This is a genomic window from Flavobacterium tructae (assembly GCF_001853485.1).
GTDB lineage: Bacteria > Bacteroidota > Bacteroidia > Flavobacteriales > Flavobacteriaceae > Flavobacterium > Flavobacterium tructae.
In genome coordinates, this window is record NZ_MIKE01000004.1 from 36,793 (window position 1) to 54,825 (window position 18,033).

At 33.7% G+C, this 18,033-nt stretch carries 21 protein-coding genes; 10 read left to right on the top strand and 11 right to left on the bottom strand.

Annotation, left to right across the window (positions count from 1 at the left end):
• Positions 1-237: 237 nt before the first annotated feature.
• The 4 genes from BHE19_RS01470 to BHE19_RS01485 form a co-directional block, all read right to left on the bottom strand.
• Positions 238-831, bottom strand: a complete 594-nt coding sequence (locus tag BHE19_RS01470) for a globin family protein (RefSeq protein WP_035625449.1) — start codon at positions 829-831, stop codon at positions 238-240.
• A 20-nt stretch (positions 832-851) separates the two neighbouring features.
• Positions 852-1,286, bottom strand: coding sequence for a hypothetical protein (locus BHE19_RS01475; RefSeq protein ID WP_035625451.1), 435 nt, complete (start codon positions 1,284-1,286; stop codon positions 852-854).
• Positions 1,287-1,414: 128 nt separating this feature from the next.
• A complete protein-coding gene (locus BHE19_RS01480; protein WP_035625453.1) occupies positions 1,415-2,254 on the bottom strand; it encodes a DUF5777 family beta-barrel protein in 840 nt (279 codons plus the stop codon).
• 27 nt (positions 2,255-2,281) lie between these two features.
• Positions 2,282-2,671: an OB-fold protein gene (locus BHE19_RS01485; protein ID WP_035625455.1), complete on the bottom strand. Its 390-nt coding sequence runs from the start codon at positions 2,669-2,671 to the stop codon at positions 2,282-2,284.
• Positions 2,672-2,838: 167 nt separating this feature from the next.
• On the opposite strand from BHE19_RS01485, the gene BHE19_RS01490 reads away from it, so the two are divergent.
• The 5 genes from BHE19_RS01490 to hemH all read left to right on the top strand — a co-directional run bounded on the left by BHE19_RS01490 (position 2,839) and on the right by hemH (position 6,433).
• A complete protein-coding gene (locus BHE19_RS01490; RefSeq protein ID WP_035625458.1) occupies positions 2,839-3,207 on the top strand; it encodes a hypothetical protein in 369 nt (122 codons plus the stop codon).
• 14 nt (positions 3,208-3,221) lie between these two features.
• Positions 3,222-3,761, top strand: coding sequence for a YceI family protein (locus tag BHE19_RS01495; protein WP_035625460.1), 540 nt, complete (start codon positions 3,222-3,224; stop codon positions 3,759-3,761).
• 53 nt (positions 3,762-3,814) lie between these two features.
• Positions 3,815-4,366, top strand: coding sequence for a YceI family protein (locus BHE19_RS01500; protein WP_035625463.1), 552 nt, complete (start codon positions 3,815-3,817; stop codon positions 4,364-4,366).
• Positions 4,367-4,412: 46 nt separating this feature from the next.
• On the top strand, positions 4,413-5,297 hold the full coding sequence (locus BHE19_RS01505) for an AraC family transcriptional regulator (protein WP_035625466.1): 885 nt from the start codon (positions 4,413-4,415) through the stop codon (positions 5,295-5,297).
• 122 nt (positions 5,298-5,419) lie between these two features.
• A complete protein-coding gene (gene hemH, locus BHE19_RS01510; protein ID WP_070905664.1) occupies positions 5,420-6,433 on the top strand; it encodes a ferrochelatase in 1,014 nt (337 codons plus the stop codon).
• A 40-nt stretch (positions 6,434-6,473) separates the two neighbouring features.
• On the opposite strand, the gene BHE19_RS01515 is transcribed toward hemH, so the two are convergent.
• The gene (locus BHE19_RS01515) at positions 6,474-6,851 is read right to left on the bottom strand and encodes a hypothetical protein (protein WP_035625474.1); all 378 of its coding nucleotides are present in this window, start codon (positions 6,849-6,851) and stop codon (positions 6,474-6,476) included.
• A gap of 277 nt (positions 6,852-7,128) precedes the next feature.
• Here BHE19_RS01515 and BHE19_RS01520 point away from each other — a divergent pair, with 277 nt between their 5' ends.
• Positions 7,129-7,410, top strand: coding sequence for a hypothetical protein (locus BHE19_RS01520; RefSeq protein WP_035625477.1), 282 nt, complete (start codon positions 7,129-7,131; stop codon positions 7,408-7,410).
• An 80-nt stretch (positions 7,411-7,490) separates the two neighbouring features.
• Here the strand turns inward: BHE19_RS01520 and BHE19_RS22210 are convergent, their stop codons facing one another.
• Genes BHE19_RS22210 through BHE19_RS01540 form a run of 5 tightly spaced genes read right to left on the bottom strand, consistent with a single transcriptional unit; the run spans position 7,491 to position 10,403 of the window.
• Positions 7,491-7,628: a DUF2256 domain-containing protein gene (locus tag BHE19_RS22210; protein WP_081912509.1), complete on the bottom strand. Its 138-nt coding sequence runs from the start codon at positions 7,626-7,628 to the stop codon at positions 7,491-7,493.
• A complete protein-coding gene (locus BHE19_RS01525; RefSeq protein ID WP_233431343.1) occupies positions 7,615-9,018 on the bottom strand; it encodes a cryptochrome/deoxyribodipyrimidine photo-lyase family protein in 1,404 nt (467 codons plus the stop codon). Before BHE19_RS01525 ends, BHE19_RS22210 begins: the two co-directional genes overlap by 14 nt.
• Before the next feature lie 20 nt (positions 9,019-9,038).
• Complete coding sequence (locus BHE19_RS01530) at positions 9,039-9,689, bottom strand: flavin reductase family protein (protein ID WP_089052224.1); 651 nt, start codon at positions 9,687-9,689, stop codon at positions 9,039-9,041.
• A 30-nt stretch (positions 9,690-9,719) separates the two neighbouring features.
• On the bottom strand, positions 9,720-10,121 hold the full coding sequence (locus BHE19_RS01535; RefSeq protein WP_313771877.1) for a DUF2452 domain-containing protein: 402 nt from the start codon (positions 10,119-10,121) through the stop codon (positions 9,720-9,722).
• Between the two features lie 15 nt (positions 10,122-10,136).
• The gene (locus BHE19_RS01540) at positions 10,137-10,403 is read right to left on the bottom strand and encodes a TIGR03643 family protein (protein ID WP_035625517.1); all 267 of its coding nucleotides are present in this window, start codon (positions 10,401-10,403) and stop codon (positions 10,137-10,139) included.
• A gap of 542 nt (positions 10,404-10,945) precedes the next feature.
• Here BHE19_RS01540 and BHE19_RS01545 point away from each other — a divergent pair.
• From BHE19_RS01545 to BHE19_RS01565, 4 genes are all read left to right on the top strand, one after another.
• Positions 10,946-11,500: a fasciclin domain-containing protein gene (locus BHE19_RS01545; protein WP_035625480.1), complete on the top strand. Its 555-nt coding sequence runs from the start codon at positions 10,946-10,948 to the stop codon at positions 11,498-11,500.
• Between the two features lie 1,587 nt (positions 11,501-13,087).
• A complete protein-coding gene (locus tag BHE19_RS01555) occupies positions 13,088-14,983 on the top strand; it encodes a flavin monoamine oxidase family protein (RefSeq protein WP_070905666.1) in 1,896 nt (631 codons plus the stop codon).
• 514 nt (positions 14,984-15,497) lie between these two features.
• Positions 15,498-16,085: a hypothetical protein gene (locus tag BHE19_RS01560; RefSeq protein WP_070905667.1), complete on the top strand. Its 588-nt coding sequence runs from the start codon at positions 15,498-15,500 to the stop codon at positions 16,083-16,085.
• A 196-nt stretch (positions 16,086-16,281) separates the two neighbouring features.
• Positions 16,282-16,815, top strand: coding sequence for a GNAT family N-acetyltransferase (locus BHE19_RS01565; protein ID WP_083342437.1), 534 nt, complete (start codon positions 16,282-16,284; stop codon positions 16,813-16,815).
• Between the two features lie 121 nt (positions 16,816-16,936).
• Here the strand turns inward: BHE19_RS01565 and BHE19_RS01570 are convergent, their stop codons facing one another.
• A complete protein-coding gene (locus BHE19_RS01570) occupies positions 16,937-18,031 on the bottom strand; it encodes an NAD(P)/FAD-dependent oxidoreductase (RefSeq protein ID WP_070905668.1) in 1,095 nt (364 codons plus the stop codon).
• Positions 18,032-18,033: the final 2 nt, after the last annotated feature.

Consider the following 18,033-nt stretch of genomic DNA (forward strand, 5'->3'; position numbering starts at 1 on the left):
AGTTCAAAAAATTATTACTGACTAATTTATATATAACAACGCTAGAAGGACTTAATATATCGCTGTGGAATAAATTGATTCAAATTGGCAATTTTATATAATTTCCTGCCATTATACATTACATGAGAGTTTCAAAATATTTATATACTGATTCTATAATATTGTAAAGAATCCGGCACCGTAATAGTATTGAAATATAAAACGCTGCCTTTTTCAGGCAGCGTTTTGAGAAGAAAATTATTTTTGAACTATAGGAGTTCTCAATGATTCTAAAACAGCAACTATATCAGTATAAAGCTCTGTATTTGAAGCAACACCATTTGCATTGGCTGCAGCTCCAACATATCCTTCAAATTTTGTATAATCTGCACTGCTGGATTTTGTTCCCATACGAGGGTTTTTTGCAGGATCATGCGCCGCTGACATACTCAAGCCTGAATATGTATTTACAGCATTGGTACCTCCAGTGTTAAATGAAAAGAAATCAGTCAGATTATCTGATAATTTAGCAATATTGGTAGACTGGGTAGTTCCCGTTTCTGCTAATAAAGGAGCAAAATGTGCCTGCAGATTCCCTGAAGCATTCGATTGGATATCAGCAACAATCAATCCGATAGTTGAATTTACCACTTTGCGGAAACTCAAACGTCCCTGCTCAATCATCTGGCCGGAATTATCAGGATCAGAAACCATTTTAGTCCCGCCTAAGCGTTCATAAATTGATGCCTTTACAGGAGGTGCAGGGGTTTCGTCGTCATTACTGCTGCAGGAAATCATAGCTGCAGATGCAGCAAGCAATACACTAAGTGTAAGTTTTGAATAAATTTTCATAAATTTAAGGTATTAAAGGGTTAATTAAAAAAACGATTTATTTTTTGAGATAATTTATAACTCAAGCTATTTTGATTCATTGGGCAGACTTCTTTGTTTGCTAAATTTGCAGGTAGAATATAACGCTTAGCATCATAGTGTCTTTTAGACATCAACTCATTGAAAACTTTCTGTGAGTTTGTAATTTTATTATTGTGGAAATACACCACAACATTTCTTTTAACTATTATAGAGTCAGATGTCAGGCCTTTTATACTTCTTAAATCGGCACAGATTTGTCTGGCCTGCAGAGAATCGATATCTGATTGAAAATCGATTCTGCTTACCTGCAGATTTGGCGTATCATAAACGGGTGGTTTTACTGTTATAATGTGAAAAAGCAAAATGGCAATAAATAGCCCAAATATTCCGCTTAGTATAAAAAGTCCCTTTTTGATTATTTTATTAATTTTCATAATTTTTATGTTTTTAAAATTATCTACGTCTACTTAATCGCTGCGGTTTTAGAAATACTTGCAAATTGATCAATTTAGAATCGTTTTAAATACAGAAATTACCTAATAATTTAATAATAAAGGAGATACTAGAAAACTCTGGCAAGATTAAATCCAAAAAATATATCTCCTTTTCTCCAATCGCCTGTTGTTCTTCCCAGATATCCAGCTTCATCAATTGCCTGTGAACTGGTAAAATGCATCTGGAAAACATGCCCGCCTGTTTCTAAATCAAAACCGATAGACAGCGGGTTTTTATAAAGAGAATTCTGTGCCCTGTTTAAATGCGCTGCATAATCCATATTTAAAGACCAGCGTTTGGCGAATTTATATCTTCCTCCAAAACCTATAGCATATTGAGTATTGCTTTGGTCAACGTCGTCAACAAAATTCTGGTGAAAGAATGACGGCACAATTTCTAAAGACAGCTTTTCAGAAAATTTTCTGGAAATCAGCAGCTGTGCTACATAAGTAAGCCTGTCTTTAAATTCAAGTTTAGGGTACAAGCTTTCTTTTAACGTGTTATTAATAGACAAACTATTGAACCCGGCTATAGTGACGGGAAAACCATCTTTTATTTGAGGTAATAGCATATACTTTGTTGCAAAGTCATATGCAAATTCACTTCTGGCCGCACTTACATTAAGTCCATTTGTCAAACCGTAAATAAATTTAATTTGTGTATTGGCATTATCCAGTCCGTAGAAACCTTCAAAACCATCTTTAATGGATCCGAATCGGTGTGCAACAACAAAATACAAATCACCTTTTGCGGCCAATTTTGTAGACTCAAGATTAACAATTTTCAGGGCTTTGAATGCAGATGTCACTTTTTCTTTTGTAGAAGGAGTTTCTACTCCAGAGAGCAAATCGGTTTGGGAGAAGCTTAACAGCGGAAATAAAAAAAATAATAGAATAAAGTTTTTCATGAGGTTAGTTTTAAATTGTTATTTGTATTAGTGTACAACTGAAGATTGGTCTATTTTAAATTCCTGGAGCAATTCGTCATATCCTAAAAAACGCCCTTTAATCTTGAGAGTTTTCCCGGATGTAATATTTTGAGGCAAACGGTTTTTGAATGTCACAAATATTTTTTCGCTCATAACAATTCCATTACCAGCTTTATCAATACTTGTTACTGGTGCAGATAATTCAATTGTTTTGTCCTGATATTTGATGTAAGCCAGACTATCGTTTGAAGCAAACTCTCTTTCTAGTTCGTTAACGGTTACAACATAATCGGCAGTTTCTGATTCTATATCCCTATGCCCTTTGTAGATGTAGAAGAAAGACAAAATTCCGATTATTATAAAAAGGGAAATTGTAGTTAGTATTTTTTTTCTCATAACTGTTTTTTAGTATTTGGATTATCTACGTTAAAAAATACCTATTGGATTTAAACCATTAAATATGCCTTTTGTTAAATCTGTATTATGCTTTTCAACGTATATGATTTTGAAATGCCTGATGATTCTTAAAATCATGCCTTTATTTATAACTAAAAACCAATCTTATGAATCTAAAAACACTTTTCGTTATCTCATCATTAGCTTCAATCTTTGTAAGCTGCGCCAACGATGATCCAAGCACCTTAATGGACCCCACACCCATTAATGGTCTGGCAACGTACAGCCAAAATGTAAAATCTATTATTGATAATAACTGTGTTGTATGCCATGCAGCAGTTCCTAAAAATGGAGCGCCTATGTCCTTAGTTACTTATGATCAGGTGAAAAATGCAGTTTTAAATCGAGGATTGCTTACACGAATTTCTTTAGAAAATGGAGATAGTTCCTTAATGCCGCAGGGCGGACCAAGATTACCTCAAACCACTATAGATATTATAAATAAATGGAATCAGGATGGATTATTAGAAAAATAATCTAGAACAAGATCATGAGGAAAATCATAATAATGCCAATGCTATTGGCTTCTTTTATTGTTTTTTCGCAAGAAAAAATAGTAACTAAATCTGCAGCAATAACGCTCGAAGCTTCAGTACCTTCTTTTCAGCCGGTTGCAGGAACTAACAGCAATGTAACTTTTGTTTTAAATCCCGCAACAGGAGAAGTGGCAAGCCTTGCTTTAATGAAAGGATTCCAATTTGAAATGGCTTTGATGGAAGAACATTTTAATGAAAATTACATGGAAACCGATAAGTATCCAAAAGCCGTTTTTAGAGGCCAAATTGAGGGGTTCGACATTAAAAGTCTAACAGAAGATTATAAAGATTATATCATAAAAGGGAAGTTAGAACTTCACGGTAAATCTAAAGATATAAAAGCCGCTGCAAAAATTACCAAGACGGGGCCGCGAATCACCATCATTTCTGATTTCGCCGTAAATGCCAGTGATTTTAGCATCCCTATCCCATCGCTTATTAAGTATAAACTGGACGATAAGGTAAAGGTTCAAATTATTGCGGTTTTAAAATAAATGCTAAACCAGATAAATCTTATCCACTAAAAACAATGTAAAGCCAAAAAACTATGAAAAAAAACATACTCATTGCAATGCTATATGTCTGCGCTATTGGCCTCTCACAAGAAAAAATGATCAGTAAATCAGGAAAAATTACTTTTGAAGCATCCGTTGCTTCTTTTGAAGAAGTCAAGGCCACAAATACTAATGTTACTTTTGTCCTGAATCCTGCAACGGGCGAAATTGCAAGTTTAGCCTTAATGAAAGGATTTCGATTTAAAGTCGCTTTGATGGAAGAACATTTCAATGAAAATTATATTGAAAGTGACCGCTATCCAAAAGCATTCTTTAAAGGAAAAATAGAAGGATTTGATCTTCAGAGCCTAACGGTAAATCCTAAAGATTTTATCATTAAGGGTAAATTGGAACTTCACGGAAAATCTAAGGATGTAAGCACCACAGCAAGGATAAGCAAATCAATATCAGGAGTTAGTATTTTATCTGATTTTAGTGTAAATGCCAGTGATTTTAATATTGCAATACCAAGCCTTGTTAAAAGCAAAGTTTCTAATAAAATAAACATTCAAGTTGCAGCAGTATTAGGAGCAAACAGACAATAACTACCAAAAAAACTTAAAAAGTCAATTATTCATTATATCAAAAAAAATGGAGGAAGAAACGAAAATTGAAGACGACTTTACCCTTATACGCTTTCAGAATGACAGTTCAGAGCCTTTTTTTGCCAACCGTGAGCTGGGAAGTGATATGATTCAGTTTCATTTCGGACTGAAAGGCAATAGCAATTTTTTGTTCAGTCAGGGTAGTTATACTTTAGAATTGAAAGAGGAAAAATCCCTGCTTTTGTATAATCCTAAAAAGCAGACATCACTTCATTTAGAACTTGCTCCAAATTCATGGGTGATTTCTATTATCGTCTCGATTAAGAAATTTCACGCGCTGTTTTCTACTCAAGCAGATTATATTACTTTATTAAGTGCTGATAATAACAACCAAAAGTATTCTACTGAAGCAAATATCAGTCCCCCGATGGCAATTGTTTTAAGCCAGCTGTTTCATTATAACTTTCATCCTTCTATAAAAAACCTTTATTACAAAGCAAAAGGATATGAACTGCTGAGTTTGTATTTTAACAGGTCTGAGAATCCAAGTGCACAACATTGTCCGTTTTTAATTGATCAGGACAATGTTTTGAAAATCAGAAAAGCCAAAGAAATTATTATTGCAAATATGAATGAACCCCCTGGTTTACAGGAATTGGCAGATGAAATTGGCCTTAATATGAAAAAACTAAAAATAGGTTTCAAACAAATATACGGTGATACTGTCTATGGTTTTCTGTTTGATTACAAAATGGATTGCGCCAGAAAACTGCTTGACAGCGGCTGCTACAATGTAAATGAAGTGGGCTTAAAAATAGGTTACAGCACCGGAAGCCACTTCATTGCGGGATTCAAGAAAAAATTTGCCACAACTCCAAAAAAATATCTGATGTCGATTAATACCAATTTTAAAACAGTATCGATTTTGTAAATTGCAGTATAAATAAAAAATAATATTACTCATATTTCTAAATGGCAGCAAATGCTACTTTTAGAAAAAATTCAAACAACAAATACTTAAAGCTTAAAGCTTAACTAAAAAGCAAAAAAATAATGAAAGGCGTATTAATAGTAAATTTGGGATCTCCAGAAAGTCCAACACCAAAAGATGTAAAGCCGTATTTAGATGAATTTTTAATGGATAAATACGTGATCGATGTTCCGTATTTATTGAGAGCTTTATTAGTCCGAGGCATCATCTTAAGAAAAAGACCCAAAGAATCGGCACATGCTTATGCAAAAATCTGGTGGGACGAAGGTTCGCCCCTTGTAGTGCTTTCAGAACGAATGCAGAAGAAAGTACAACCATTGGTAAATGTACCGGTTGCACTGGCAATGCGCTACGGAAGCATGACCATCGAGAAAGGCCTCCAGGAATTACACGATAAAGGCGTTAGCGAAGTAATGCTTTTCCCACTGTATCCGCAATATGCAATGGCTTCTACTCTAACCATTTTAGTAAAGGCAGAGGAAATCAGAAAGAAGAAATTTCCACAGATGACTTTTACCAATGTTGCTGCTTTTTACAACAAACCGGATTATATCAAAAATCTGGCAGATTCAATTCAGAAACATTTAGCTGGATTTCCATACGATCATTTATTGTTTTCGTATCACGGAATTCCAGAACGTCATATACGAAAAACCGATGTAACCAAATCGCATTGCAAAATTGACGGTTCTTGCTGTAACACACCTTCACCAGCGCATGATTTCTGTTATCGTCATCAATGTTATGAAACGACAAAACAAGTAGTAAAATTATTAGGTCTCCCAGAAGATAAATACAGCTTAACTTTCCAGTCCCGATTGGCTGGAGATAAATGGCTGGAGCCTTATACCGATATTGAAATTGATAAAATGCCGGCAAAAGGAATTAAAAATCTGGCTGTGGTAACACCGGCTTTCGTTTCGGATTGTTTAGAAACGCTCGAAGAAATTGCCATGCGTGCCAGAGAAGATTTTGAGAAAAATGGAGGAGAAAATTTCTTGGCCGTTCCTTGTTTGAATGACGACGACCAGTGGTGCCAGACTGTTGGTAACTGGATTAATGACTGGGCTGAATAATACTAAAATAGCAATATCGAGATATTGGACCTCCCATCATTCATATATCCGTTCGCCTCTTTATACAAATGAACTTCGATAATTCTTCTGTCGAAGCATTCAGTGATTCGGCAGATTGAATAATCAAAAGTAAAATTTCTTTCAACTCATTATTTCCAAGATTTACATCTTCACACAACAATTTTGAAAGACCCAGGATATTGGCAACGGACTTTCTAACCTTGTGAGAAATTGCAAACATCATCTGCTCTAAACCACTGTTAAATTCTTCCATGTTCAACTCCTTTTCTTTTTCTCTGATGTTCAAATTTACATTAGCAATTTTTAAATCTTTAGTACATCTTTGCAATTCTTCGTGATTAAAAATAAGTTCTTGCTTCGCTTTTTTTAACTTATCTAATATAATATCCTGATCCATAATTTACGATTAATAAAGTTAGTTAAAAGTATAACATTTAAAACGACTTTTCTTACCTAAGTACGTCTAACATCAATTAGATTCTAAATTCCCCGCTTTTTATTTCGATGTTTTGTTATTAATTGATTTTGAGAGTTAAAAAAAAATATTTTAAAAAGTAAATATTTACTCTGGAAAGTAATTTTGTTTAATATTCTAATTCTGTACTAATTATCTTGGTAACTTTTTAAAGTTTTAAAATAGAATTATTTTGCATAATTTTAAGTAAAACTATTTTATGTATAACAAGTTTACTATTTCTGAAATCATTCTTAATATACTGGCACAAAGCCCTGAAAAAACTTGCCCTTTTGAAGATTTAACCAGTATGGTTATTGCTTGTTTGAATGAATCCCTACAAGAGAGTTTATTTATCCAAAGGTCAAATCAGGCAAAAGTCTTAGATGCATTAATAATGCTAGATAGTGAAGGTCTTATTATTTTAGATTCAGCTACAGATGCAAGCATTATAACTATTAAGGGACTAATAAATATAAGAAGCAAAAGCTTTCTAAATTGATAAACAGTCTTTTTTGACTTTCTTAAATATATTACCCATTAATACCTTTGTTAAAGAACTAGTACCAGTATAAATATCATTTATCTGCTTATTCTGCATTTATCACTGCAATATTTCACTTCGTCCCAGATTTTTTCCCATTTTTTTCTCCACGCAAATGGGCTCTGGCAAACAATGCAGATTTTAGTGGGCAGGTTTTGTTTTTTAACTCCTCTCATTTTTTTGTTTATTTCTAAAACTCCAAACAATATCACTGGCGTATTTTCGAGTTTGTTCTATGTCAACTATAGGCTCTGGATAATCTCTACCTATTTCGCATTTGTAAAATTGCTGCTCAATAAGATTTAATTTCCATGGTTCATGAATTAATTGTGGTGGAATTTCAGGCAGCTCAGGCAGCCATTTCTTTATAAATATGCCCTCTGAATCGTGCTGCTGTGAATTTTTTACGGGATTATAAATTCTAATGGTATTGCCTGTTGTTGTACCGGCCTGCATCTGAATCTGCGGATAATGAATTCCGGGTTCATAATCTAAAAACTGTCTTGCCAAGAAATGAAGGTCCCGCCAGTCCTGCCACAAATTGAATGTAAAAAAGGAAACCAGCATGGCACGCATTCTAAAGTTGATATAACCTGTCTGGACTAAACATCGCATACAGGCATCAACAATAGGAACGCCGGTTTTACCTTCCTGCCAGGCTTTTATATAGATTTCGTTTTTTGGCTTGACCAAGGAATCGTAATCTTTGTTTATATTTTCAAATTCAATTTGACAGTCATTTTCAAATTTTTGCATAAAATGGCAATGCCAGTGAAGTCTGGAAACAAAATTTAGCATGGCTCTTTTGTTGTATGATGTTTCATAAAACTGATTGGTATATTGATACACCATTCGCATGCTTATGTTTCCATAGGTTAAATAAGGCGATAAACGGCTGCAGCCTTTTCGACTTAAAGCTGGTTTGGAAATGTGCTTGCTGTAATTTACGTGTCTTTCTTTTGCAAAACTTTCTAAATATCGCCAGGCCCAATATTCGCCACCTTGTTGAAAATTTTTATTTCGGTTTGTAATTTCATTCGAAAGTACTCTTCCTTTTAGTTTTTGATAAAAATCAGGATCTAAATTTTCAAATTTAAAAGTATTCAGGTCAATCATTTTAGGAATTGCGCGCATTGTTTCTTCCCAGCGCTTATCCCAATCTTGTTTTGATCGCAGCTTTCTGATAACACCATGGAGCTGAGATTGTTTCCAAAGAATTTTATGATCATCAAAAAAAAACTGCATGGCAATATCCCTGTCAAAAGTGACTTTGTTGCCAATTTCCTGATGCGAAAACACTGTTTGAACCTCATAAAGACTGCATAAGTGCTCAAAAACAGTCTGGACTTGGTTATGAAAATAATAAATCTGCGCAGCAAATGATTTTAATTTAGACTGCATTTCCTTTAAGGATTCATAAACAAACCGCCAATGACGGACATCAGCATCATCGCAAGTCATTATTGAGGGTTCAAAAAAATAAACCAAAAGAAGAGGGATATTTTCCTGCTGTGCCATAAAAAGAGGTTCGTGATCTGTAAAACGCAGATCACGTTTGAACCACATAATATTTATCTTTTTTTTATTCAACTTTTAAGCAGTGATTTAATTTCCTTATCGGGCTTTGCATAGCTAAATCGGTCTAACTGCATGGTTTTATGATAGCTGTCCAGACCGGAACAAGTAACGGTATTGGCTTTTTCTAAATCGAGGAAACCATCCTCAGACAAGCAGTCTTCGGGAATAAAAATCTGGACTATTTCCCCGATAATCATAGTAGTATTATTGATTGAAATGGCTGTTTTTTCTTTAAATTTAATGCCTAACTGTACGTTGCTTTCGAGTACAAAAGGAGCTGGAAAGTTATTTTTATATTCCGCACTGAGTCCTGCAGCATCAAATTCTGAAATTTCTTTATTGTATCTCGCTGATGTCTGATGTGCCTGCTTGTAGATCTGTTCATTGATATGATTAATGGTATAGAATCCTGTATCTAAAATATTTCTCATGGTATCACGCTCGGGCGGGCTGGGGCGAAAAATCATACCTATTAATGGAGGATTTGCTCCAATATGAAAAAAAGAACTAAAAATGGATAAATTAGTATTTCCCTGTACATCAGAAGTTCCTACCAATGCCACACTTTTAAAACCGCCTAAACTATTGATTAAATGCACGGCAGTTTGCTTTTCCATTTTTTCCAGATCACTGGTTTTAAAATTTATTTTGTTTTTCATTAGTAGAAATTTATTAAAAAATGCAACTTTTCAATTGATGAGTATCCATTTTTTATCACTGTTAAGTCTAAAAGTAGCAATATGTTCCTTATTCCATTCTTTGGGTCCTATAAGTGAGAGAAAATCAAAACCGTCTGCATCTTTATATAAGTGATATATTTCACCTACAATAGGTTCAAAAGAAAATCTGGCATTGTATACCAATTCATTCCATTGGAATTCTTCGATTAAATCCTGGTATTGCATTTTTAGTTCATTGAATTTACTTTCAAACTCTTTGTTTACCTTATTTAGGCCCATGCCTTTCCATCCTGCTAAATCATCTGCTTTTATTACCGGTGCGCCAACATTTGTAGCATATGGCAATAGGCTTGCATTATAACCATGCTCAGAAGAAAATACTACATTATCGGGTTTATCTTTTTTTATCATCTTCGAATATTTTTATTAACGCTTAGATATTTTATTATTTGAAATTGCTCTTTGCCTGTTACATTTAAATCTTTCTATTGTTTCGGCTCTCTTTGCAGCGTGTTTTGTTTTACAATTTTCAACTCGAATGCGCCATAATTTATAACTGCTGAATTTTAGCTCTTTTTTCATTAAAGCTTTCACATCGGCTTCTGAAAGATGAAATTGAAATTTTATTGCATCAAAAGGTGTTCGGTCTTCCCATGCCATTTCTATAATTCTATCGATCTGAATTTCATTCATTACACCATTATCGATTTTTACAATGATTGACTTTATCATATTTTGTTTAACAGTTATTAAATAACATTAAACAAAAATAATACTTTTAAAGTTATGAGAGAATTGATAATACATTAAATCTTAAACCAATAAATATAATCTAAAAGATGGGAAGAAATTCTATTTTATAAATTGATAAAAAATCCAGGCCACAATTCTTTATTTCTAGAATTCCAGCTTTTAAGTACTTAAAAGGGCTAAAAGAATAACATTTGATTTTTAAAGTTTATAATCAATTGATTAAAATTACTTAATTGAAAACTTGGAGTACCAAAGATAAAGAAGAAGAAATTTAGGCTATACATTACATGTTTGCTTTGATTTTGAATAAAACAGCGAAATTATTTTGACAAAAGTAAATTGCGCAAAAAATATTACTTCAAAATACTCATCCATAATACCTTTTACTTAGTCCGATTTTATTTTACTTTATTTTTTGACTTCTTTTAAAACCAAAAAGAATATTAAAGCGTAAATGACTTTATAACTTAAAAAAAGTAATTATGAAAACTAGAAAATTTTTAGCAGCGGCAATCCTGGCATTAGGATTTGGATCTACATCATTTGCACAAAAAACTGTAATGGTTGGTGGAGCGGCTATGTATCCTAATAAAAATATTATAGAAAATGCTGTAAACTCAAAGGATCATACCACCTTGGTAGCAGCAGTAAAAGCAGCAGGATTAGTTGAAACTTTACAAAGTAAAGGGCCATTTACTGTTTTTGCACCAACAAATGAAGCATTTAATAAATTGCCGGCTGGAACTGTTGAAACATTATTGAAACCTGAGAATATTAAATCATTACAAACCATATTGACATATCATGTAGTGGCCGGTAAAATGAATAGTTCTGATATTGCAAAAGCAATAAAAGCTGGTAAAGGAAAAGCTGCTTTAAAAACAGTGAGCGGCGGAACTCTAACTGCCTGGATGGATGGAAAAGATTTGTACATTAGCGACGAAAGCGGCAATAAGGCTAAAGTTACAACTTCAGATGTAAATCAATCTAATGGTGTTATACATGTAGTGGACACAGTACTGCTTCCAAAAATGTAATTTGCTAAAAATAAATTACAATTATATAAAAAGCTCTGAAATTTCAGGGCTTTTTATATAATTACTATGCGATACAATAATAATAGTCGATTGTAAAAGAGATTCTGCTTAACATTTTATTGCCAGCTCAAAACTTTACATATATGGAGCTGATATCTTTTTTTACAAAAAAATTAAGGGCTATCTCATTTTACTTTAAATAAATTAAAATTATAAGATTGCAATTTATGGTAAAATCATATATAAAACTATACATTTTTTCATCAATCCCCAACAGGACATCTAAACCAAATTGTTGAAGCCATCTTAAGACAGGTCCTACATCCAGTAAGCCAATCTCTTCAAATCTTCCATAAAATGTATAGAAATTTGTCCCTTCGAGGTCCCCCGACAGGACATACAAATCGCTTATTTTTTATAACTAGGTACTAGTTAAACAGTAAAAAAACGAATAAAAAGAGTCAGATTAGAAATGGACTTAAATTAAGATAATTCAATATTATTAATTACATATCCAGAAATTAAATTTCCATATTGTAATCACCCAATCTTTAAAAAAAAACTTCAAAAAATTGGTATATATATAATTTTTTCCTCTTGAGTTTTCGTTTTCAAATCTTGAAATAATGTAATCATATTTAAAACTGTAAATATGTTTAATGAAAAGTTCAATCTGAAAAATCTGTGTAAGTGACAATTCTATTTAACCGTAAATATTAAGTATTTTTGGTATATTTGTAGTACAAAAAAGAATAATAGTACTGTCAGTTATTCGTTAGTGTTTTAATTTTTGTGCATGATTTGTTGAAATAGTAAAATTGAATTTGGGTGCAGAATCGGTGCATTAGGTTCAAGACATTTATAAATACGTAGCAAAGACGGGATCTAAACACATAAAGTTCGAATCCTGCTCTCCCCACTAAAAAGTCCTGAAACATTTCAGGACTTTTTTTTGACCTAATAAAACCTGCAAGTCTTAAGATTCGTAGGTTTTTTTCTTTTAAGACAGTTTTCAAACTTTGTAAAAACACTGAAAAGTTTTGCGGCAAAATCGTCTCAAGATCCCGATAACTTAATGTAAACCTAAGCTTAAATTATACTGCCTGCAGTATAATAGACTTCGGATAGCAATGACCTTTCGTATTCATCAATTTAAAAATTTAAAAAAGACAAAGATAAAACTTAGCTTTAGATGCGACAGAACCTGATAGTACTTAGAAGCAGATTCAATTAGCGAAAGTTTATGGAGATCTTTTTAAATCTAATTAAAAAAAGTAAAAGGCTGACAGAATAATTGTAGGCTTTACTTTTTTATATTTTAATCTTCTTTATAAAACCGCAATCATACAATAACCTTAAGTAATTTATTTTATTGGAATAAATCCATTTTATTCACAACAAAAAAACATCCATTCACGACAGAAAAATCTTCACTAACGACATCTTTTTCATTTTTTTTATTTTCAATCATTAATTTCATTTCAGAAAATAAAATCTAGAGTTAGAAAGCGTTTTCAAGATTATCCCAAAAAATACCAATACCATAGAAATCATTTTTTTTATTTTTTAACATAAAATTTATACAAAATGGGACAGTACAAAAGTCGTCAGGAATTTTTAAAAAACAATCCGAGATCAATTGCATTCGCCGCATTGGCTAAAGCAACAAAAATGCAAAACACGATTACCAATCAAGCGATTAAACTTAGTCCAAATCAACTAGAAGGAAAAGAGGTTATAATCATCGGGTCTGGTGTTGGGGGACTTACCACCGCGTATGAACTACTCGCTCAGGAGTCTGGTGCAAAAGTAACCATTCTGGAAGCATCTCATAAAACGGGAGGACGCTGCATGAGCTTACGCACAGGGGATACACTTATTGAAGATGAAAACAGTGATTTGTTCGATTCGAAACCTGGAGAACCTCAAGTTGTTCGATTTAAACGCCCAGTGGGAGACTCAGAACCTTACCTTAATGCAGGTCCTGGTCGTATTCCAAGCAGTCACAAACGACTCCTTTCTTACTTAAAACGTTTTTCGGTAGACGTTGAAATATATGTGATGAACTCTGAATCTAATTTGGTTCAAAAGGACGAAAGTTTTGGAGGTGAACCTATGGTTTACCGTCGTTTGGATCATAATACAAGAGGTTGGTTGGCGCACATGGTATACAAAAATGCGGAAGAATTACTTCGCAATTCACAAGTGGGAATTAGTGAAAGTAATCTTAATACACGCGTTGAAGAATTACAAAGTTTGATGATCAGTTTCGGAGAGCTTGATGTAGATGGAACCTATAGCGCAACAGCTGGATCACCTGGCTTCGAGGATGGAAAAACACGCGCTGGATATGAAGTTTTACCTGGTGTTGCGGCTGGAATTGTAGCCGATGTTTTGAGTTTTGACAAATTGCTCGAATCAAAATTTTGGGAAGGCACAAAATTCTATCAACCTACAGATTTTCTTTGGCAACCTACTTTATTTCAACCCGTTGGAGGAATGGATCAGGTGCAACACGCTTTTGCTCAACAAGTGGCAGCTTTAGGAGGAAATATTCTTTTGAATAGTCCTGTAAAAAAAATAAAATGGGACTCAACTAAAGAGAAGTACATCATTTCGGTTGGACAAGTTGGAACAGAAGAACCGATCTATTACGAAGCTGATTATTGTGTTTGCAACCTTGCGATGCCTTTTTTGAAAAACATTCTAGATTCTGATCTCCTAAATTCGAGACTTGAACCTGAATTTAAAGATGCTTTAGAAGCCGTTTTTGTGGCACAATTTGAACCAACACAAGCTCCAGGTTATGAAGCGCGAGAAGACGGATACATTCCGCGTTTTTTAGCCTGTACCTCCAAAGTGGGCTGGCAGGCAAATCGATCTTTATGGCAAGGAAGCCCAATAAATCTCAAAACAATGGCAGTTGAAAAATCCGAAGTGGGAGTTGTACCTATTTTTGGAGGAATCTCTTGGACAGACAATGAAATTCAACAAATTTGGTATCCATCTACGGCATATCAAGACGAAAAAGGTGTGCTCACAGGCGCTTATAATTTTGATAAAGTAGCACACGATTGGGGAAAATTACCCGTTAATGAGCGACTTACCAAAGCACGAAATGATGCCAGTAAATTCGGTAATAAATTTGCCGAAGGCTTGGGAGAAGGCGTTGCCATAGCTTGGCAAAATATGCCAAATATCAAGGGTGGCTGGGCATATTGGCAAGCCGTTGGAGATGCGAACTACTCAACGAAACAATTTAACGCTATTGCACAAGGATCTGGAATTATAGATCCGAACACAAAAAATGCGAGCAATGCTAACTTTTTTATTGTTGGTGATCAAATTTCCTCCCTTCCTGGTTGGCAAGAAGGCGCTATTGCAGCTGCATTAAATGCAATTACGAGAATGGCAAAACCAGAGGTAAAAATACAGCCATTGAAAAATTTACCAGACACTCGTTTGATGGTGGAAGGTATCTAAATCAATTAAATAGAAATGAATGGAACGACGCGGAAGGTATTCTGCGTCGTTTTTTTATTATACTGTTTGATTCGAAATTGTTACTCCAAACAACAACCTGCTAACTTATTCATGAAATTTGATACTATATCATTCTAAGATTATGTCGCATCTGTCAGAATCAAATATAAGAATTTAAGTAATTTAAAATTTGGGGCGCCAATTTACAAAATGATTTAAACATAGTTATCCCTGGTCTAATCATCTGATTCTTCCTCCGCACATGCACAACTTCAATTCTGGAGTTGCCTCCCATTTTGCTACAAAATGCTAAGGCAGTTAAGGGCTATTCATCGCAATTTTGTCCATTTATATTTTTGTGACAAAATCATGGCACAATGTTTTTTTAACTAATAATTTTGAAGACCGAATTCTAACCATAACCTACAGCTTTTACTAATTATCGAAATTAGATTTATCTTTCTTAAATTCGCTTCAACAACTGTAATGTTTAATTTCTAACTCCCAACAAGAAATGGATTTTCAGAATAATCAATTTTCAAAAATAGAGTCATTAGAATCAAAAAAAACAACTTTTATAGTAAAGTTTTTAGGGGCAGTTATTTTTATAGGTACCGTTTTAGGAATAATTTACTTAGAGGTAATTATTATCGAATCTAAACTATCTGTTGAATTTAAAATTTGTTCTGCAATACTATCCGTAATTCTTTTATCCTTTTTGGTGTATTTTGTAGTAAAGGATACGATTATTCACAAGAAAAACAAAATTACAAAAGTAATAGTGGATCAAAATGGTTTGCACCATTATAAAGATGAAATAGCTATTGAATCCCTAACTTTTGAGTCTTTATGTCCAACTCCCGATCTGAAAAATTATGATATCGTTTTATCAGTGGGAGAAGATACAGCTCATGATATTTGTGTGTATTACTTCGATAACTCCAGAAACGCAATAATGCATAAAGCCATTACATTCAACACTCCATTTTCAATACGCAATGCAAAAGAATTAAAAAGACATTTCATAAAGGGCGTTTTAAAATTCCGATCTGATTTGAAAGTTTCACCAAAGGTGTTGGATTTTTTAAATTTAAAAAGCTGATAAAATTAAAAAATGTCTCGTCCTGAATTTATCAAAAGGAATCACCTATTTTTAAAACTATTGAAGAGTTTCATAAACTAACTAATTACAAAAAAGTAGGGTAACCTTTCTCTCCTATTTGTTTGCAAATCCAAAATAGCTATATATTTGTGCTAGTGGTTAGCCAATAACAACACACCAATATTCAATTAATAAAATGATTTCAATTAAAGAGCTAAATAAAGACAAACTTGATGACTTTTTTCAATACTTGAACATTCATCTTTCTGAAAATGGACAGAAAGGAACAGCACTTTTCCAGCCACTTTCTAAACAGCAATCTACACTTTCAAACGAATGGAAGGCAAAGTTTGAGGACGGAATGAATGAAAAAGCCGGATGGAGAAAAGTTTGGATAGCAATAAATGAAGAAGAAAAAATTGCCGGACACATTGACATCCGTTCTCAAAATCAGCCAAATGCAGAACATAGAGTTTTACTTGGAATGGGGGTTGACAGTAATTTTAGAAATTTGAAAATTGGTCAAAATTTGTTAGCATTTATTATTGATTATTGTAAAGCTAATCGCCAAATTAGCTGGATTGATTTGCAAGTTTTGACAAATAATATTCCTGCAACCAAACTTTACAAAAAAATGAATTTTGAGGAATTGAGCACAACAAAAGATATGTTTAGAATCGATAACATTTCTTATGATTATACTTCTATGACTCTAAATGTTGAAAATTAAACCAAAACTGAAGTTGCCTCTTACTTTGTCACAAAAAAATAAGACTGTTCAATTTCCCGAATTTATCAAACAGAATTGCCTATTTTCGATTTACATAGGAACATCTCTCTAAAGGCAAACATCACAACCGTCTCTCCCAAAAAGCAGCTGTTCTCCACCTGGTTTCCGCCTGGTAAAAAATACTTTTGTGTTTTAGGTAATGGCTCCAAATGCGTTCCGTTTGTTCTGTATATATTTTTTGAAGTGTTTCAGTAAACCCGTACTGTAATAGCAACGTTTGTAATTGCATGGCACTAGCCATGGCATTGTACATACCTTGTGAAGATAACGGATCAAAGCTTAGTGCTGCATCGCCTAAAGCAACCCATTGTTGCCCAGCTACTTGTTCTAATTTTGTCGAATTAGCGGCAACTGAACCTTTAAAAGTAATAGCATTTTTATCTTCGTTTAGTAAAGATAAAATAACCGTATTTTTTTTTGCCAGTTCCAAAAATGAGTCAGTAGTTTTAAGTTCGTTTTTTGCCACTAAATCAGCATCGGTATGAAAAACCACTACCCTTTTGCCATGAGGAACAACAGTACTATACCACCAACCATTTTCACTAGCTGAAATAGTACTCATCATATTTGTTCGGGTATTAGGTAAAGTAACCCAACAGGCAATCAATTTATCTTCCACTTGTCGTTTAATGCCCAGGCTCTGTGCAAAATGCGATTGACGCCCACTAGCATCAATAACAAAAGATGCAGAAATCGTTGAAGTATACAAAGAGGTATCACTAGCTCTTAATTGCACCTGCCAACGAGAATTTTCATAAGAACTACTATGCAGTTTAGACCCCCACAAACAATGTACGCCTCTAGCTTCTGCAACACTTCTCAAATAGGCTTCAAAAGCTTGCCTGTCCAAATTTTTAACAAAACCATCAGGATTTCTTAAATCGTCTACTAAATGCACTTTGTCGCTTCCCCAATAGGACTGCATACCTACACTTTTACGGTACAAAATGTCTTCTTGGTTTTCCAACCCCTCCAATAAATCCAATTGTTTTAGAATGCGTTGCGAAGCGGGAGCTAAAGATTCTCCAATGCGCTCAGTGGGTTCAGGAAGTTTATCAACTAATGTTACCTGATAGGTATCTGTCAAGGAAATGGCGGCAATGCAACCTGCAATGCCGCCACCTATAATTAATATATCTGTTTTTTCTGTTGCCAAAT

Excerpts from the sequence above, each read along its gene's own strand:
- BHE19_RS01470 (WP_035625449.1), bottom strand. The coding sequence starts at position 831 with ATGAAAATTTATTCAAAACTTACACTTAGTGTATTGCTTGCTGCATCT.
- BHE19_RS01475 (WP_035625451.1), bottom strand. The coding sequence starts at position 1,286 with ATGAAAATTAATAAAATAATCAAAAAGGGACTTTTTATACTAAGCGGA.
- BHE19_RS01480 (WP_035625453.1), bottom strand. The coding sequence starts at position 2,254 with ATGAAAAACTTTATTCTATTATTTTTTTTATTTCCGCTGTTAAGCTTC.
- BHE19_RS01485 (WP_035625455.1), bottom strand. The coding sequence starts at position 2,671 with ATGAGAAAAAAAATACTAACTACAATTTCCCTTTTTATAATAATCGGA.
- BHE19_RS01490 (WP_035625458.1), top strand. The coding sequence starts at position 2,839 with ATGAATCTAAAAACACTTTTCGTTATCTCATCATTAGCTTCAATCTTT.
- BHE19_RS01495 (WP_035625460.1), top strand. The coding sequence starts at position 3,222 with ATGAGGAAAATCATAATAATGCCAATGCTATTGGCTTCTTTTATTGTT.
- BHE19_RS01500 (WP_035625463.1), top strand. The coding sequence starts at position 3,815 with ATGAAAAAAAACATACTCATTGCAATGCTATATGTCTGCGCTATTGGC.
- BHE19_RS01505 (WP_035625466.1), top strand. The coding sequence starts at position 4,413 with ATGGAGGAAGAAACGAAAATTGAAGACGACTTTACCCTTATACGCTTT.
- hemH (WP_070905664.1), top strand. The coding sequence starts at position 5,420 with ATGAAAGGCGTATTAATAGTAAATTTGGGATCTCCAGAAAGTCCAACA.
- BHE19_RS01515 (WP_035625474.1), bottom strand. The coding sequence starts at position 6,851 with ATGGATCAGGATATTATATTAGATAAGTTAAAAAAAGCGAAGCAAGAA.
- BHE19_RS01520 (WP_035625477.1), top strand. The coding sequence starts at position 7,129 with ATGTATAACAAGTTTACTATTTCTGAAATCATTCTTAATATACTGGCA.
- BHE19_RS22210 (WP_081912509.1), bottom strand. The coding sequence starts at position 7,628 with ATGAGAGGAGTTAAAAAACAAAACCTGCCCACTAAAATCTGCATTGTT.
- BHE19_RS01525 (WP_233431343.1), bottom strand. The coding sequence starts at position 9,018 with ATGTGGTTCAAACGTGATCTGCGTTTTACAGATCACGAACCTCTTTTT.
- BHE19_RS01530 (WP_089052224.1), bottom strand. The coding sequence starts at position 9,689 with ATGAAAAACAAAATAAATTTTAAAACCAGTGATCTGGAAAAAATGGAA.
- BHE19_RS01535 (WP_313771877.1), bottom strand. The coding sequence starts at position 10,121 with ATGATAAAAAAAGATAAACCCGATAATGTAGTATTTTCTTCTGAGCAT.
- BHE19_RS01540 (WP_035625517.1), bottom strand. The coding sequence starts at position 10,403 with ATGAATGAAATTCAGATCGATAGAATTATAGAAATGGCATGGGAAGAC.
- BHE19_RS01545 (WP_035625480.1), top strand. The coding sequence starts at position 10,946 with ATGAAAACTAGAAAATTTTTAGCAGCGGCAATCCTGGCATTAGGATTT.
- BHE19_RS01555 (WP_070905666.1), top strand. The coding sequence starts at position 13,088 with ATGGGACAGTACAAAAGTCGTCAGGAATTTTTAAAAAACAATCCGAGA.
- BHE19_RS01560 (WP_070905667.1), top strand. The coding sequence starts at position 15,498 with ATGGATTTTCAGAATAATCAATTTTCAAAAATAGAGTCATTAGAATCA.
- BHE19_RS01565 (WP_083342437.1), top strand. The coding sequence starts at position 16,282 with ATGATTTCAATTAAAGAGCTAAATAAAGACAAACTTGATGACTTTTTT.